Origin of the sequence: Frankia sp. AgB1.9 (genome assembly GCF_016786355.1) — a bacterium.
Lineage (GTDB): Bacteria > Actinomycetota > Actinomycetes > Frankiales > Frankiaceae > Pseudofrankia.
In genome coordinates this window covers 1-15,636 of sequence record NZ_JADWYX010000173.1, presented here as the reverse complement: position 1 = coordinate 15,636, position 15,636 = coordinate 1, and the positions used below count along the sequence as shown (strand labels likewise).

Below are 15,636 nucleotides of genomic sequence, written 5' to 3'. Positions count from 1 at the left end.
GGGGCCCCCCCCCCCCCCGGGGCGCCCCGGGGCCCCCGGACCCTGGCCCAGTCACAGGGCCTGGCCCAGTCACAGGGCCTGGCCCAGTCAGGCCCTGGCCCAAGCGCCTACGACCCGATCAGCCCAGCCCATGCGCCAGATGACCGACTCGGCCCCCGATGTCAAGAGGAGCCCGGTTTGCGGCCCTGACGCCGGACTCGCTACAGTCCGGAGCTACTCGTCTGTCCTGGGCGAGTCGTGCGGGCGGACGCCGAATCCTGCCCCACCCGCATGTACACCGTCCCTGATCCAAGGGCGCTGATCCGTTCGGCAGGAGCGGGGGACCCACTTTCGGACCCGGCAACAGCCGCGTCCTTGGGGTGTAGCCGGTCAACCGGGCTCGCGAGAGCACGGGGCGCCGGCCGGGCATTCCCAGCCCGAACCCGACAGCTCACCCCGTAGGCGCAGGGAAGGATCGGACATGCCGTCTGAGCAGACGGGCCAACTCCGGCCCGCCGAGCGCAGAACCGGGGGCCGTCACCGCGCCCAGCAGCAGGGCCCGTCCACGACCGTTCGGGTGCTGCGCACCACCGGCGCGGTCACCGCGCTCGTCGGCAGCGGCCTCGCGGTCACCGCGATGCCCGCCGGAGCCGCGACCCCGGACGACTTCGCCCGCCTGCGCCAGTGCGAGTCCGGCGGCAACTACTCGATCAACACCGGTAACGGCTTCTACGGCGCTTACCAGTTCGACGTGCGGACCTGGCAGGGCCTCGGCTACTCGGGCCGGCCGGACCAGGCAGCCCCCGCCGTTCAGGACGAGGCGGCCTACCGGCTCTACAACTCGCGCGGCTGGTCGCCGTGGCCCGCCTGCTCGCGCAAGCTCGGCCTGTCCAGCAACGGGCCCATCGGGGTCTCGTCGTCGGCCTCCGGCGACTCACTGCAGCAGGCGCTGGCGCCGGCTGAGCCGGCCATGACGCTCGACAAGGCCAAGGCGGAGGTCCAGTCCTCGGGCTTCCACGGCACGATCTCCGCGGTCGACGCGAACAAGGTCCGTGCCGACGCCTACGTCTGGCAGAACCAGATGCACGACCAGGGCTTCGCCCTCGCGGTCGACGGCAAGTTCGGCGCCCAGTCCCAGGGCGTCGCCGCGCTGTACTCGTACCTCACCAAGGTGAGCGACGGCCAGCCTGGCGTGGTCGGCGAGAACCTCTGGAACGCGACGGTCACGGGCTAACCAGGCCCCGGGTCCACTACGGTTGGCCCATGACCTCTCCCTCCAGCCGGCCGGACCTGCTTGGTGGGCCGCCGGCGACGCTGCTGCCGACCGAGCCCGGTGCCACCGCGCTGGCCGCCGGCAAGGCCGCCGTCGACGTCGCGGCCGAGTTCCCCGCGTCCAGCGCCGCCTGGGCGGCCCTCGCCGAGGGCGCGCTGGAGGGCGGCCGCGCCGTCGAGGCATACGCCTACGCACGCACGGGCTACCACCGCGGGCTGGACGTGCTGCGCCGGTCCGGCTGGCGCGGGCACGGGCCGGTCCCCTGGTCGCATGAGCCGAACCGCGGTTTCCTGCGCGCGCTGGCCGCGCTCGGCCGGTCCGCCGACGCGATCGGCGAGACCGAGGAGGTCACGCGGATCCGCGCCTTCCTGGTCGACTGCGACCCGACCGCACCGGGCCAGCTCGGCCCGCTCGCGCCCTGACGCCGGCCTCGCGCGGCCCGTTCGGGCGGCCCGTTCGACTGTCCCAGGTGCATCTGGGACAGCGGTCCTGGCGTCGGCGCACGTCGCGGCGATCAGAAGCGTGAGCTCGACCAGCTCGATTCTTAGTAGAGTCTCGCCACGTGCCTGCGCTTGTCCTGATCGGAGCCCAGTGGGGCGACGAGGGTAAGGGAAAGGCGACCGACCTGCTGGGCGGCGCCGTGGACTACGTCGTGCGCTACCAGGGTGGCAACAATGCGGGTCACACCGTAGTCATCGGCGCCGAGAAGTACGCCCTCCACCTCATCCCCAGCGGAATCCTGCGCCCTGAATGCGTCCCCGTGATCGGGAACGGTGTCGTGATCGACCCTGGCGTGCTGCTGGCCGAGATGGCCGGGCTGCGCGCGCGGGGCATCGACACCTCCCGGTTGCTGATCAGCGCCAGTGCGCACCTGATCATGCCCCACCATCGGGCACTCGACCGGGTCACTGAGCGTTACCTCGGCAAGGCCCGGATCGGCACGACGGGCCGCGGCATCGGCCCGGCCTACGGCGACAAGGTCGCCCGTACCGGCATCCGGGTGCAGGACCTGCTCGACCCGGGCATCCTGCGCCAGAAGCTGGAGCTCGCGCTGCGAGAGAAGAACCAGGTGCTCGCCAAGGTCTACAACCGCCGCAAGATCGAGGTCGACGCCGTCGTCGCCGAGTACCTGGAGTACGCGAGCCAGCTCGGGCCGCACATCGCCGACACCGGCCTGGTCCTCGACACCGCGCTGCAGGCGGGCAAGGTGGTCCTGCTGGAGGGCTCACAGGGCACCCTGCTGGACGTCGACCACGGCACGTACCCGTTCGTCACCTCGTCGAACCCGACCGCCGGCGGCGCGGCCACCGGCTCGGGCATCGGGCCGACGAGGATCAGCCGGGTCATCGGGATCATCAAGGCGTACACGACCCGGGTGGGCTCCGGCCCGTTCCCGACCGAGCTGGACGACAAGGTCGGCGACGAGCTGCGCCGAATCGGCGGCGAGTTCGGCGTCACCACCGGCCGCGCCCGGCGCACCGGCTGGTACGACGCGGTGATCGCCCGGTACGCCGTGCGGGTCAACGGCCTGACCGACCTGTTCCTGACGAAGCTGGACGTGCTGTCCGGCTTCGACACGGTTCCGGTGTGCGTGGCCTATGACGTCGGTGGCACCCGGATGTCCGAGATGCCGATGACCCAGACCGAGTTCCACCACGCCAAGCCGATCTACGAGGAGTTCCCCGGCTGGCACGAGGACATCTCCGAGGCGACGTCGTTCGATCAGCTCCCACCGGAGGCCCGCGCCTACGTGCGAGCCCTCGAGGAGATGTCCGGCGCCCCGATCTCGGCCATCGGCGTAGGCCCCGGCCGAGACCAGACCCTGGTCCTACGCGACCTCCTCTAGGGCCACCTGCGCGAGACCGGCGACGGGACGACGTAAGGCGACCCAGCTCCAGACCCTGGATCAGCCCACGCCCGTAACTCTTCCGCCCACCTCGATCCACGTTGGCGAGGGCGCTATGCGCCCGAAGCGGCGGAGCGGCCGCAGGCGCGCAAGCGCCGGTTCCGGCCGACCGCCTTGCGTACTTGGCCGCGACGCGTGACGCTTCATTGGTCACGTTGAGTAGTTGCCGGGAGGTGGATCGGTTGGTCGCCCGCCCGTTTGAGGAGTCGTCCGCACCCCGGGCCGAGCCACCGGGGCCACCGGAGGCTCGCAGGGAGGACAGCTTCGCGCCGGCACCCGATCAGCCGGGGCCGCCGTCCAACGCCGGGTTCGGCCCGGCCGCCGAGCCCCCGCCGGCGTCTGGCGACACCGTCACGGGCGCGGTCGTGGTCCGTCGAGGCCCGGCCCAACTTGGCGAGCTCGCCGCGGCCGACGACCGGCCGTGGCGGCGCTCCGCGGCGGGGGACTACCGGGCCACCCGGGGCTCGCACCGGCTTGGGGGCGTCGATCCGGCTCGGGACGCCGACGCCTGGAAGGTGGGCTTCTCGCCGAGCGGCGAGGCGCTGCCCGACGCGCTCACCGACGTCCTGCTGCGCGGCAGCCACTGGGTGCGCAGCGCGCAGCGGGTGGAGACACTGCGCCGGGAGCGTTCGGCGGCGATCGCCGCGCACGTCGAGGCGCAGCTGGCCGCGTTCCTCGAGCTGTGCGCCGAGGCCGAGCTGGTCCCGCCGGTGACGTTGCGGGTGGTGCGCGACGTGCCACGGCTGGCCCGCCACCGCGGCGAGGGGCGGCCTCGCGCGGCGCTGCCGACGGATCCCCCCGGCGATCCGTCGCTGACCGCCGCGCCGCGCCGCGGCCGGCCCAGCGTGGTCCGAGCCACCCGGATCGGCCTGCCGGACCTGGCCGAGGGACCGACGACCCGTCCCCTCGGCCGGCGAGGCGCCGAAGGCGACCAGGCCCACCGGACCGGCCCCGACCGGGCCGGCCGCCGGGGGCGCGCCGACGGTGACTCGCCGAGCCGGACCCGCCGCCGCGGCCGGGACTCCGCCGGCGGCGACCCGGCCCCCACCCGCTGGCACGGCCGCAACCAGCTCACGGCCTGGCCGCTGCTGTACTGGCGGTGCGAGAGCTTCCCGTCGGCCGGGCGGTCGCTGCACCTGTTCGTCGAGCCCAGCGGACGGACCTTCGAGGGGCGGGAGGACCCGTCCCCGCTGGACGGGCTCGGCCGGCAGGTCCGGGTCTGGCCGGTGGACGCCCCGTCGATCGTCGAGGGCATGGCGGAGGTCGACGCCCGCCGGTGCGCCCTGCATCTCGTGGACGGCATGGCCAGCCTGCTGTGGCGGGCGGGCGTGGGACTCTGACGCGGTACGTCGAGAGCGACCGCCTTTGCGGCATGGCTGGTCTTTGCGGCATGGCTGGTCTTTGCCGCATGGCTGGTGGCCCGGGCGGGTAAGGTGCGGCCGGGCCGGGCCTCGCTCGTCGACGGAACCCGGGCCAACCCATCCCCCGGGACACCGCGACAGGCAAAGGACCGACGGACCGATGACGCGCCACGACGGCCAGGGCAGCCCGCGACCTCCCGGATGCCAGCCGGGGTCCGGCCGTGACGGGGTGACGTCGTGGGCATGAAGGTTCTCGTCGTCGGCTCGGGCGGGCGGGAGCACGCGCTGTGCCGGGCGCTGACCCGCGACCCGCGGGTCGGCTCGATCGTCTGCGCCCCCGGCAACGCGGGCACCGCGGACATCGCCGAGCCCCGGCCGCTGGACGTCGCCGACCCGGACGCCGTCGCCGCGCTCGCCGAGGAGGTGCGCGCCGAGCTGACCATCGTCGGGCCCGAGGTCCCACTGGTCGCCGGCGTCGCCGACGAGCTGCGTGCCCGCGGGCTGCCGGTCTTCGGGCCGTCAGGCGCCGCGGCGAGGCTGGAGGGCAGCAAGGCCTTCGCCAAGGACGTGATGCGCGCGGCCGGCGTCCCGACGGCCGCGTCCCGCGACCACGACGAGGTGGAGCCGGCACTCGCCGACCTGGACGCCTTCGGCCCGCCCTACGTCGTCAAGTACGACGGTCTCGCCGCGGGCAAGGGCGTGACGGTCACCGACGACCGGGACGCCGCGGTCGCCGCCGTCCGCCACTGCCTGCGCGGGCCGGACGACCGGGTGGTGCTCGAGGAGTACCTCGACGGCCCGGAGGTCTCCCTGTTCGCGGTGGTCGCCGAGGACGGCACGGTGCTCCCGCTGCTGCCGGCGCAGGACCACAAGCGGATCGGCGACGGCGACACCGGGCCGAACACCGGCGGGATGGGCGCCTACACCCCGCTGCCCTGGGCGTCGCGCGGCCTGTCCGCGGACATCGTCGCGACGGTGATCCGCCCCACGGTCGCCGAGCTGGCCCGGCGGGGCACCCCGTTCACCGGCCTGCTGTACGCGGGTCTCGCGCTGACGGCGCACGGGCCCCGGGTGGTGGAGTTCAACGTCCGGTTCGGCGACCCCGAGACCCAGGCGATCCTCGCGCTGCTGACCACCCCGCTGACCGACGTGCTGACCGGCCGGCGCGCGCCGGTGTGGCGCTCCGGAGCAGCGATCACCGTCGTGATGGCCGCCGCCGGCTACCCGGGCACGCCCCGGCTCGGCGACCCGATCCGCGGGCTGGCCGCCGCGGGGAAGCTGGCGGGCGTCGACGTCCTGCACGCCGGCACCAGGCGCGACGACGAGGGAACCGTCGTCTCCGCGGGCGGCCGGGTGTTGTCCGTCACGGCGATCGGTTCCAACCTGGAGTCCGCGCGAGGATCGGCCTACGAGGCCATCAGTCGGATCTCGCTGCCCGGTGCCCAGTACCGGACCGACATCGGCGACCCAGCCAGGCTGCGGCACGCGGCGGACGTCCGCCGGGCCGGTCCGACCCAGCTCCCCGACGACGAGGAGAAGTGAACAGCATGTCCCCCACCAGCACCCCCAGCCGGCCCAAGGTCGCGGTCGTCTACGGCTCCGCGTCCGACGCGGCGACCATGAGCAAGGCCGGCGCGACCCTCGGCCGGTTCGGCGTCGAGTTCGAGGAGGCGGTTCTCTCCGCGCACCGCGCGCCGCGCACTCTGGCCGACTGGGTGGATGGGCTGCGCGACCGGGGCGTCGCCGTGGTCATCGCCGGCGCGGGGCTCGCCGCGGCCCTGCCGGGTACCGTCGCCGCGCTCACCACGCTGCCGGTCATCGGCGTCCCGATCTCCGGCGGCGCCCTCGACGGGATGGACTCGCTGCTCGCCATCGCGCAGATGCCGCCGGGCGTCGCCGTGGCCACCGTCGGGCTGAACAACGCGACCAACGCGGCGGTGCTCGCCGTCCAGATCCTGGCCGTCTCCGACCCTGACCTGGCCGCGAAGCTCGCGACCTACAAGGACGACTTCGAGAAGGCCGCGGCCGACGGTCTCGCCCGCGCCGGGGCCTCCGCGTGATCGAGAGGTACACCCTCCCGGAGATAGGCCGGGTCTGGTCGGAGGCCCGCAAGTACGAGCTGTGGTGCGAGGTCGAGGTCCTGGTCCTGGAGGCGCATGCCGCCGCCGGGCGGGTTCCGGCGGAGTCGGTGGAGCCGGTCCGCCGGGCGCCCGCGCCGACGCCGGCCGCCGTCGCCGAGATCGAGGCCGTCACCCAGCACGACGTGATCGCGTTCCTGACCGCCTGGGCCGACCAGACCGAGCCGCGTTCCGCCGCCGCCTACGTGCACTTCGGCATGACGTCCTCGGACCTGCTCGACACCGCGCTCGCCTGCCAGCTCGTCGAGGCGACCGACATCGTGCTGGCCAAGGCGGACCGGCTCGTCGCGGCGCTGCGCGACCTGGGCCTGGCCCACCGGACGACGCTGCGGGTCGGGCGCACGCACGGCATCCACGGCGAGCCGACCGTGTTCGGCCACCGGGTCGCGGACCTCGCGTTCGGCATGGCCCGGTGCCGGGACCGGCTGCGGGCCGCGCGCGCCGACATCGCCGTCGCCAAGATCTCCGGCGCGGTCGGCACTTACTCGAACATCGAGCCGGACGTCGAGCAGTACGTCGCCGAGAAGCTCGGCCTGACGGCGGCCCCGGTCGCCACCCAGGTCGTGCTGCGCGACGGGGTCGCCAGCTGGGTCGCGGCGCTCGCGGGGCTCGCGACGCTGTGCGAGACGGTGGCGCTGGAGGTGCGGCACGGCCAGCGCACGGAGGTGCGCGAGCTGTCCGAGCCGTTCGGGAAGGGCCAGAAGGGCTCGTCCGCGATGCCCCACAAGAAGAACCCGATCATGTCGGAGCGGATCGCGGGCCTCGCCAGGATCGTCCGGGCGCAGTACGTGCCGATCCTCGAGGGAGTGCCGCTCTGGCACGAGCGCGACATCTCACATTCCTCGACCGAGCGGATCGCGCTGCCCGACGCCTCGATCGGGGTCGACTACCTGCTGAACCTGACGACCCGCCTGGTGACCGGCCTGGTCGTCGACGCCGACCGGATGCGGGCGAACCTGGACGCCACCGGTGGGCTGGTCTACACGTCTGCCGTGCTGCTGGAGTTGGTCGAGACCGGGCTTTCCCGCGAGGACGCCTACGCCATCACCCAGGCAGCCGCGATGGAGACCTGGCAGACCGGCGTGCCGTTCCGGGAGACGTTGCGCAAGCACGCCGCCGACCGCGGTCTTCCGCTGGACGAGACTCGGCTGGACGAGGTGAGCCGACCGGAGCGCTATGTCGAACGACTCATTCCGGTCTTCGACCGGCTGGCCGCCCTCGTCTGAGTCGCTCGCCCCGCGCCGGCCCTCGTGACGCCGATGGCGATGCCGCCGTCGCGAGGGCCGTGGGTGTCCCGGACCGCGCGTTGTCGGGATGACGACAGCGTCTCCCGGAAATCCGAGCCAAACTCGGGGCACTTTGGCGCCGTCCTCGACAGGCGTGCCCGGCGCCAGGTCCCGGTCAGATCCCGGAAACGCGGCTGGCCCGTCGGCTTCGCGCGGCCGACGGGTGGCTCTCGGCTGCCCGCTCCGAAAAACGCCGGAGAGCGCTCGCGTTGTCACGACGCGTCGCGTTATGAGTCGAAGACCATCCATCAATCGACAATGGCCTGTGTCCAGTTCGACAACGCAGTAGAAGCCGAGCCAAATCTCCCCGCTTGCGGACGCGCAACGCGCACGAGGAGTGACCGTTAGTCCTGTACGATCCCCCCTCGTTCGCACTCGCACCCGTGTGCGACCATGAGGCCCGTACCTGGCCTGCATCCACGGGTTCCGCACTTGGCCCGATTGCACAGCCGGATCTATTGCCACCTCGGCCGCCGCGTCCAGTGGGGGAGACATCATCTTGTCGGGACTACTTGACCATGGATCGGTCTTCGTCGCGGGGCACCGGGGACTGGTCGGGAGCGCGATCACCCGGCGGCTGCGCGGCGCCGGGGTCGACGTGATCACCCGCGGCCGGGAAGAGCTTGACCTGACCGACACCGTCGCGGTCTCCCGGTTCTTCGACGAGGTGCGCCCCGGGGCGGTTGTTCTGGCGGCCGCCAAGGTCGGCGGAATCATGGCCAACGCGACCCAGCCGGTCGAGTTCCTCGAGAACAACCTGCACATCCAGCTGAATGTCATCTCGTCGGCCTGGCGCGCGGGCACCGAGAAGCTGCTCTTCCTCGGCTCCAGCTGCATCTACCCGAAGTTCGCGGCTCAGCCGATCACCGAGGACGCGCTGCTGACCGGCCCGCTCGAGCCGACCAACGAGGCCTACGCGATCGCGAAGATCGCCGGGATCACGCAGATCCAGTCCTACCGTCGGGAATATGGCGCGCATTACGTGTCCGCCATGCCGACGAACGTCTATGGGCCGGGCGACAACTTCGACCTTGAAACTTCCCACGTGCTGCCTGCGCTCATCCACCGTTTCCATCTCGCGACCGAACGGGGAGACAGCGAGGTGACCCTGTGGGGTTCGGGTACTCCGCGCCGGGAGTTCATCCACGTCGACGATCTCGCCGACGCCTGCGCCACGATTCTCGAAAAGTACGACGACCCGGCTCCGATCAATGTTGGGACGGGCACGGACGTAACGATTCGGGAACTGGCTGAGCTGGTCGCCGACGTCGTCGGTTTCACCGGCACGATCAATTTCGACCCGGCGAAGCCGGACGGCACCCCGCGCAAGCTGCTGGACGTCAGCAAGCTGGAGGGGCTGGGCTGGAAGCCGAGCATCTCGCTGCGTGATGGAATCGAGTCGACGTTCGCGTGGTGGAAGAGCTCCGGGCAGGTCGCCCGCGGTCGCGTGACCGTGGACGCGTAGCCGGGGCGAGAACCACGTCACATGGCGGGCGTCCAGCCACTGTCCGTGCCGGCGGCGGCCCACGAGGGGCCGGTCGCCGGCTCCCGGGGCGCGAGGCGGGACCTCTGTGGGCGCAGCCACTGTCGGGGCTATCACGCGTGCGGTGTTGATTATGGGCGGGCCGGGACCCTTCATTGGGCGAGCATGACCATCCCGCCCGCCAGCCCGAGGTCAGCGGCGACACCGGTGCTATTGTTTTCAGAAGCCGTTTGATCGGGGACGACATGACTAAAGTCGCGCTTGTTACGGGCGTCACGGGGCAGGATGGCTCCTACCTCTGCGAGCTTTTGTTGCAGAAGGGTTACGAGGTCCACGGCCTCGTTCGTCGCTCGTCCAGCTTCAACACCGCGCGTATCGATCACCTGTACCAGGACCCGCACGAAGACGGGCGCAAGCTGGTGCTGCACCACGCGGACCTGGACGACGGCCTGAGCCTGGTGAACATTCTCCGGGAGACCGGGCCGAGCGAGGTGTACAACCTCGGCGCGCAGAGTCACGTGCGGGTCTCCTATGACACCCCGCTCTACACGGCGAACGTGACCGGTGTGGGCGCGCTGCGCGTCCTGGAGGCGGTGCGCGCGAGCAACCTGGACATCCGCGTGTACCAGGCGTCCTCGTCGGAGATGTTCGGCTCGACGCCGCCGCCCCAGAACGAGGAGACGCCGTTCCACCCGCGTAGCCCGTATGCCTGCGCGAAGGTCTACGCGTACTGGTCGGCGGTCAACCACCGCGAGTCGTACGGGATGTACGTCTCGAACGGAATCCTGTTCAACCACGAGAGCCCCCGCCGCGGCGAGACGTTCGTCACGCGGAAGATCACTCGTGCGGTTGCGCGCATTCAGGCCGGGCTCCAGAAGGAGCTGTATCTCGGCAATCTCGACGCGACCCGCGACTGGGGGTACGCGCCCGAGTACGTCAATGCGATGTGGATGATGCTGCAGGCGCCGGACCCGGACGACTACGTGGTCGCGACCGGCACCACGTATTCGGTCAGGGAGTTCTGCCAGGTTGCGTTCGGCCATGTCGGGCTGAACTGGGAGGACTACGTTCGGTTTGATCCGAAGTACACCCGCCCGGCCGAGGTCGACGCGCTGATGGGCGACGCCAGCAAGATCAGGACCAACCTGGGGTGGAAGCCCGAGGTGAACTTCGAAGAACTGGTTCAGATCATGGTTGACGGAGACATCCAGCTGCTCGAGGACGAGCGGTCCGGTCGCCTCGTGCGCGTCGACCGGTAGGTCTGCGGACCAATTGTTATTGGGTAAGTCGGCCGTCACGTGGCGTCCCCTTGACGTCCCACTGGCGGCCAACGAACTCACCTTGGGCACCCTCCGAGTCGCCAACCGAAGAGCACCTTCGGCCAGTCCGTCGGGCCGGTCCGCAGGTGTTGGTGCCCCGCGACCACACTGTTATCCTGGTACGAAGTGCGCGACTGAGCGGGAATCGGCCCAAACCGACGTCGGACTAGGCGACAAGTGCCGCATCCGACACGATCCTTTTGGGCTATGTGTTTCCTGTGAGGTCACTGGTCCTTTGTTGGTGTCGGTGTGTGTGAGCCGCGCCGCCTGATATTTATGACGGGTGCCATGTCGCGGGGGCAACGAGTAAGGAGTGTCGCTGTGCTGGAAGGGGGCACCGAGCCGAGGACGGCGACCGGCACGCGTCGCTCCGCCCCCGTGATCCGGGAAGCCAGTTGCTGCGGCGTACGTATCACGGCCTGCTCGTTTGAGGACGCCGTCGCTGCGGTCATCGGTATTCCAGGCAAGGGCGACGACGAGGTGCTCGGTACCGGCACCGGCGCGGCGATCCACCTCTGCAACGCGTACACCCTCGCGCTGGCAGACCGCGACGCCAGGCTGAAGAGCACGCTCAACACGGCCCGGTTCAACTTCCCGGACGGTTGGCCGGTCGCCCGGCTGACCCGCCAGCGGACCCGGCTGTCCGGGGCGAACAGCCAGAAGATCAGCGGCCCGGACCTCTTCCAGGCGGTGCTGTCCGCCGGCCGTGATCATGACGTGAAGCACTATTTTCTGGGCTCCACGCCGGAGGTCCTCGAGGCCCTCGAGCGGTCGGTGCGCAAGGCCTACCCTGGCGTCCAGATCGCCGGAGTGGAAAGCCCCCCGTTCCGGGAGCTGACCCCCGAGGAGCGAGCCGAGCAGCGGCTGCGGATCATCGCGTCCGGCGCGGACCTGGTCTGGGTCGGGCTCGGTACGCCCAAGCAGGACTGGGAGGTCGAGCGGCTCGCCGCCGAGATTCCCGCGGTGTTCCTCGCGGTCGGCGCGGCCTTCGACTTCCTGGCCGGCCTGAAGCCGCGCGCCCCACGCTGGATGGGCGACTACGGCGTCGAGTGGATCTTCCGGCTGGTGAGCGAGCCCAAGCGGCTCTGGAAGCGCTACCTCGTCGGCAACCCGCAGTTCATCCTCTCGGTCCTCCGCAACCGCGGCCACTGACCGCGGGCCGGCCGGAACGGGCCCGCGCGGTGCCGACCGGCCGTTCCGGCTGGTCAGAAAGACGATGATCGTCGTTTTGGTCCGCCCATGGTCGCGATCGACGTCAGATCACAACCGCCAGCGGGCCAAAACGACGATCAAGGTGCGACCGCGCGAAGTGCGGGCCGTTCCGGGCTACGCGTCGTCGTTGAGGAGGCCTTCGAGGTAGGTGCCGTAGCCGCTCTTGGAGAGCGGTCGCAGCAGCTCGGCGAGTTGGGCGTCGGTGATGAAGCCCTCCCGCCAGGCGACCTCCTCGACACAGCCGATCTTCAGGCCTTGGCGTTCCTCGATCACCTGGACGAACTGGGCCGCCTGCATCAGCGAGTTGAACGTCCCGGTGTCCAGCCAGGCCGTTCCGCGGTCCAGCAGGTGCACGCCCAGCCGGCCGCGGTCGAGATACGCCTGGTTGACGGCGGTGATCTCCAGCTCGCCTCGGGCGCTCGGCTGCGTCTGGGCCGCGATCTCCAGCACGTCGTTGTCGTAGAAGTACAGCCCGGTCACGGCGAAGCTCGACTTCGGCTTCGCCGGCTTCTCCTCGATCGAGACCGCGCGCCGGTCGACGTCGAACTCGACGACGCCGTACCGCTCCGGATCCGAGACGTGGTACGCGAAGACGATGCCGCCCACCGGGTCGGTGTAGCCCTTGAGCTGCTCGCCCAGCCCGACCCCGTAGAAGATGTTGTCACCGAGGATGAGGCAGACCTTGTCGGTGCCGACGAAGTCCGCGCCGACGATGAAGGCCTCGGCGAGCCCTCGCGGCTCGGCCTGCACCGCGTACTCGAAGCGGCAGCCCAGCCAGCTGCCGTCCCCCAGCAGGCGTTGGAACTGCTCCTGGTCGGCTGGCGTCGTGATGACCAGAATTTCCCGGATACCGGCGGCCATCAGGGTGGAAAGTGGGTAGTAGATCATCGGCTTGTCGTAGACCGGCATCAGCTGTTTCGACACCGCCCGGGTGATCGGATACAGCCGCGAACCCGTTCCGCCGGCAAGAATGATGCCCTTCACGGGCCCAGCCTAGCCGTGTCCACTCCGCTGCCGTTGGATCGCTTTCGTCAGCCTTCGCCCCGACCTGCCGCGGGCGCGGCTCTGGGCGGCCTCGCGACGCTCACGTAGCTCTGACGGACGCCCGGCGCGGCCGTAGACACCGACCGTCGCCCACGAGCCGTTTCAAAAGCCCAACCTGACACTCCTTGTCAGCTCCGATCACCCCCAGGTGAATCAACGGCCGTAGATGCGCAGGTGGTCCGGCCATCCCGTCATGTCGCGGGCACCGGCGGTGCTGGCAGGGGTCCGCCGCGGGCTTACCACCTGCCTACATGTGCCAACATGGGTGCACCTGCCGGCTTCGGGAAGATCGGGGAGAAATGATCGTGTCTGGAGCGGGCAGGCCAGCGCGGGTCGTATCCCCGGCCAGCGCCGCGCACGGCTAGCCCCGAGGTCTCGTATGGACGCCAGAGAGTTCCCCGACCCACCAACCGAGGACCCGAATGGGCCGCGGCGGTGGGTGAAGCCGCAGGTCAGCCTGGCCGGCGCGGCGGACCCGTCGACCACGACGGTGATCCGGCGCCCCAGTAGTCGCCGGCACACTGTTCGCGGCCGTGCCGTCACGGGCCAGGAGGCCACCGCCGCAGGTTTCGGGGCGGCGGGCGCGACCGCGCCGGACGCGGGCGCGGACGGCCCTGATTCGCCGTTCGGGGAATCGGACGGCGGCTGGAAGCCGTCCGGCTCCAGGCGCGCCGCGGCGGCCGCTGATGGCGCCACGGCCCCGGGAGGGCCAGACGGTCCGGAGGGCCCGGACGGCCCGGATGGACTGGGGGGCCGTCGGATCGGCGGCGCCCGGCGCCGCAGGCCGGGGTCCCGCCGGCGCTGGCCGCTGGTGGTCGGCGGCGTCGCCGTGCTGCTGATCGCGTGCGGGGCCGTGCTGGCCTACCAGGTGATGAAGGTGAAGTCCGACCTGGCCAGCACGTCCAACGACCTCACCGCCGTGCAGGACGCCGCGACGTCCGGCGACATCCCGACGGCCAAGGCCCGGCTCTCGCGCGTCATCGACTCCGCCCACGCCGCCCGCTCGCACTCCGCCGGGCCGGTCTGGTGGGCGGCGTCCTACATCCCGTTCGCCGGGCCGAACCTCAGGACCTCCCGCCAGCTGGTGTTATCGCTCGCCGACCTCGCGGACGGCCCGCTGACCGACATGGTCTCGGTCTCGGACACGATCAGCCCGGACAGCCTGATCAAGGACAGCACGATCGACGTGCCGACCCTGGTTAAGGACCGCCCGACGCTGTTGCGCGCCGCCGCGGGCGTCGCCACCGTCGACAAGCGGATGCAGAGCCTGCCGTCGGCCCACCTCGTCGGCCCGGTCGCGACCGCCCGCACCCAGGCCGTCACCAAGATTGCCAAGCTGGACAAGCTGCTCTCCGGCATGGCCGACGCGCTCACCGTCGGCCCGGAGATGCTCGGCGCCAACGGGACGCGCACCTACTTCCTGGCGTTCCAGAACAATGCGGAGATCAAGTCCACCGGCGGCCTGATCGGCGTCTACGGCATCCTGACCGCCGACCACGGCAAGATCACCCTGGTGCACACCGGCTCGAACGACGAGCTGAAGAACTTCAAGAAGCCCGTCGTCGACTTCGGGCCCGAGTACAACGCGAACTACGGCTCCCTCTTCCCGGGCTCGCTGTGGTCGAACGGCAACTCCAGCCCGAACTTCCCGTATGCCGGTCAGACCTGGGCGACGATGTACGAGCGCCAGACCGGCACGCACATCGACGGCGTCATCGGCGTCGACCCGGAGATGCTCGCCGACCTGGTCCGGGCGACCGGGCCGATCACGCTCTCCGACGGGACGAAGGTCGACGGCGACTCGGTCGCCAAGCTAGTCGAGGTGGACGCCTACGCCGACTTCCACGACAGCACGACCAACTCCGACGAGCGGACCGCACGGAAGGACTTCCTGAAGGAGGTCGCGGACACCGCGTTCCACACGGCGCTGAGCAGCGACGTCAAGCCGAAGCCGCTGGTCACCGAGCTGAACACGGCAGCCAAGGGCGGTCACCTGCAGATCTGGACGCCGATCGCGTCCGAGATGACCATCCTGCGCAAGGGCGGGCTGACCGGCGAGATGTACCAGGGAACAGCGCCGTACGCCAGCGTCGTCCTCAACAACGTCTCCGGCGCGAAGCTCGAGTACTACCTGCAGCGCAACGTCAGCTACACCCTCGGGCCCTGCTCCGCCGGCCGGCGGCCCGGGCAGATCCAGATCGGGCTGACGAACCTGGCCCCGCCTGGCCTGCCCCGGTTCGTCTGGCAGCGGATCGACGCTCCGCCCGGCAGTTATCCGCAGGGCCAGGACGTGCTGCAGCTGTCGGTCTACCTGACCAACGGCGCGAAGCTGGTAAACGTCATGGTCAACGGCAAGGCCGTCGACTTCACCCGCGGCACCGAGCTCGGCCACCCGCGGATCATGATGTGGGTCTTCCCGACCCCAGGCCAGCCGTTGACCGTCACCGTCAACACCGACGAGCCAGCCACCTCGGCGAAGCCGATCGTCCCGGCGCAGCCGATGGCCCGCCCCCAGCAGACCGAGATCAAGGCCGCGGCCTGTGGTTGAGCACCCGGCGGGCGCTTAGCGCCCGCCGGGGGGGGAACCGGCGTGGGGGGGGGGCGCCCGCGGCCACGGGGGGCGGGGGGGGCGGGA

The 15,636-nt window shown here is 71.0% G+C and carries 12 protein-coding genes and 1 riboswitch; of the genes, 11 read left to right on the top strand and 1 reads right to left on the bottom strand.

Translation table 11 applies throughout. The features are described 5' to 3' along the window. Window positions 1–285: 285 nt before the first annotated feature. Window positions 286–457, top strand: a riboswitch (cyclic di-AMP (ydaO/yuaA leader). A 3-nt stretch (window positions 458–460) separates the two neighbouring features. The 10 genes from I6A60_RS38100 to I6A60_RS38055 all read left to right on the top strand — a co-directional run bounded on the left by I6A60_RS38100 (window position 461) and on the right by I6A60_RS38055 (window position 11,897). Beyond that, window positions 461–1,213, top strand: coding sequence for a transglycosylase family protein (locus tag I6A60_RS38100; RefSeq protein ID WP_203025025.1), 753 nt, complete (start codon window positions 461–463; stop codon window positions 1,211–1,213). A 29-nt stretch (window positions 1,214–1,242) separates the two neighbouring features. Next, window positions 1,243–1,674, top strand: coding sequence for a DUF3151 domain-containing protein (locus I6A60_RS38095; RefSeq protein WP_203025023.1), 432 nt, complete (start codon window positions 1,243–1,245; stop codon window positions 1,672–1,674). A gap of 140 nt (window positions 1,675–1,814) precedes the next feature. Beyond that, window positions 1,815–3,098, top strand: coding sequence for an adenylosuccinate synthase (locus tag I6A60_RS38090; RefSeq protein WP_203025021.1), 1,284 nt, complete (start codon window positions 1,815–1,817; stop codon window positions 3,096–3,098). Between the two features lie 242 nt (window positions 3,099–3,340). After that, entirely contained in the window at window positions 3,341–4,498 is a 1,158-nt protein-coding gene (locus I6A60_RS38085; RefSeq protein WP_203025031.1) for a hypothetical protein, read from the top strand. Between the two features lie 264 nt (window positions 4,499–4,762). After that, window positions 4,763–6,061 carry a phosphoribosylamine--glycine ligase gene (gene purD, locus I6A60_RS38080; protein ID WP_203025029.1) on the top strand — a complete coding sequence of 433 codons (1,299 nt, stop codon included), beginning with the start codon at window positions 4,763–4,765 and terminating at the stop codon, window positions 6,059–6,061. Between the two features lie 5 nt (window positions 6,062–6,066). After that, window positions 6,067–6,579, top strand: a complete 513-nt coding sequence (gene purE / locus I6A60_RS38075) for a 5-(carboxyamino)imidazole ribonucleotide mutase (RefSeq protein WP_013421408.1) — start codon at window positions 6,067–6,069, stop codon at window positions 6,577–6,579. Then, the gene (gene purB / locus I6A60_RS38070) at window positions 6,576–7,883 is read left to right on the top strand and encodes an adenylosuccinate lyase (RefSeq protein ID WP_203025019.1); all 1,308 of its coding nucleotides are present in this window, start codon (window positions 6,576–6,578) and stop codon (window positions 7,881–7,883) included. Before purE ends, purB begins: the two co-directional genes overlap by 4 nt. A gap of 559 nt (window positions 7,884–8,442) precedes the next feature. After that, complete coding sequence (locus I6A60_RS38065) at window positions 8,443–9,408, top strand: GDP-L-fucose synthase (protein ID WP_203025017.1); 966 nt, start codon at window positions 8,443–8,445, stop codon at window positions 9,406–9,408. Window positions 9,409–9,671: 263 nt separating this feature from the next. Then, window positions 9,672–10,685, top strand: coding sequence for a GDP-mannose 4,6-dehydratase (gmd, locus tag I6A60_RS38060; RefSeq protein WP_203025027.1), 1,014 nt, complete (start codon window positions 9,672–9,674; stop codon window positions 10,683–10,685). Between the two features lie 381 nt (window positions 10,686–11,066). Beyond that, window positions 11,067–11,897 carry a WecB/TagA/CpsF family glycosyltransferase gene (locus tag I6A60_RS38055; RefSeq protein ID WP_203025015.1) on the top strand — a complete coding sequence of 277 codons (831 nt, stop codon included), beginning with the start codon at window positions 11,067–11,069 and terminating at the stop codon, window positions 11,895–11,897. 174 nt (window positions 11,898–12,071) lie between these two features. Here the strand turns inward: I6A60_RS38055 and rfbA are convergent, their stop codons facing one another. Further along, a complete protein-coding gene (gene rfbA, locus I6A60_RS38050) occupies window positions 12,072–12,941 on the bottom strand; it encodes a glucose-1-phosphate thymidylyltransferase RfbA (protein WP_203025014.1) in 870 nt (289 codons plus the stop codon). Window positions 12,942–13,380: 439 nt separating this feature from the next. Between rfbA and I6A60_RS38045 the strand changes: the two genes are divergently transcribed. Continuing rightward, entirely contained in the window at window positions 13,381–15,549 is a 2,169-nt protein-coding gene (locus tag I6A60_RS38045) for a DUF4012 domain-containing protein (protein WP_203025013.1), read from the top strand. The last annotated feature ends 87 nt before the right edge of the window (window positions 15,550–15,636 follow it).

Excerpts from the sequence above, each read along its gene's own strand:
- I6A60_RS38100 (WP_203025025.1), top strand. The coding sequence starts at position 461 with ATGCCGTCTGAGCAGACGGGCCAACTCCGGCCCGCCGAGCGCAGAACC.
- purD (WP_203025029.1), top strand. The coding sequence starts at position 4,763 with ATGAAGGTTCTCGTCGTCGGCTCGGGCGGGCGGGAGCACGCGCTGTGC.
- purE (WP_013421408.1), top strand. The coding sequence starts at position 6,067 with ATGTCCCCCACCAGCACCCCCAGCCGGCCCAAGGTCGCGGTCGTCTAC.
- I6A60_RS38045 (WP_203025013.1), top strand. The coding sequence starts at position 13,381 with ATGGACGCCAGAGAGTTCCCCGACCCACCAACCGAGGACCCGAATGGG.
- I6A60_RS38095 (WP_203025023.1), top strand. The coding sequence starts at position 1,243 with ATGACCTCTCCCTCCAGCCGGCCGGACCTGCTTGGTGGGCCGCCGGCG.
- gmd (WP_203025027.1), top strand. The coding sequence starts at position 9,672 with ATGACTAAAGTCGCGCTTGTTACGGGCGTCACGGGGCAGGATGGCTCC.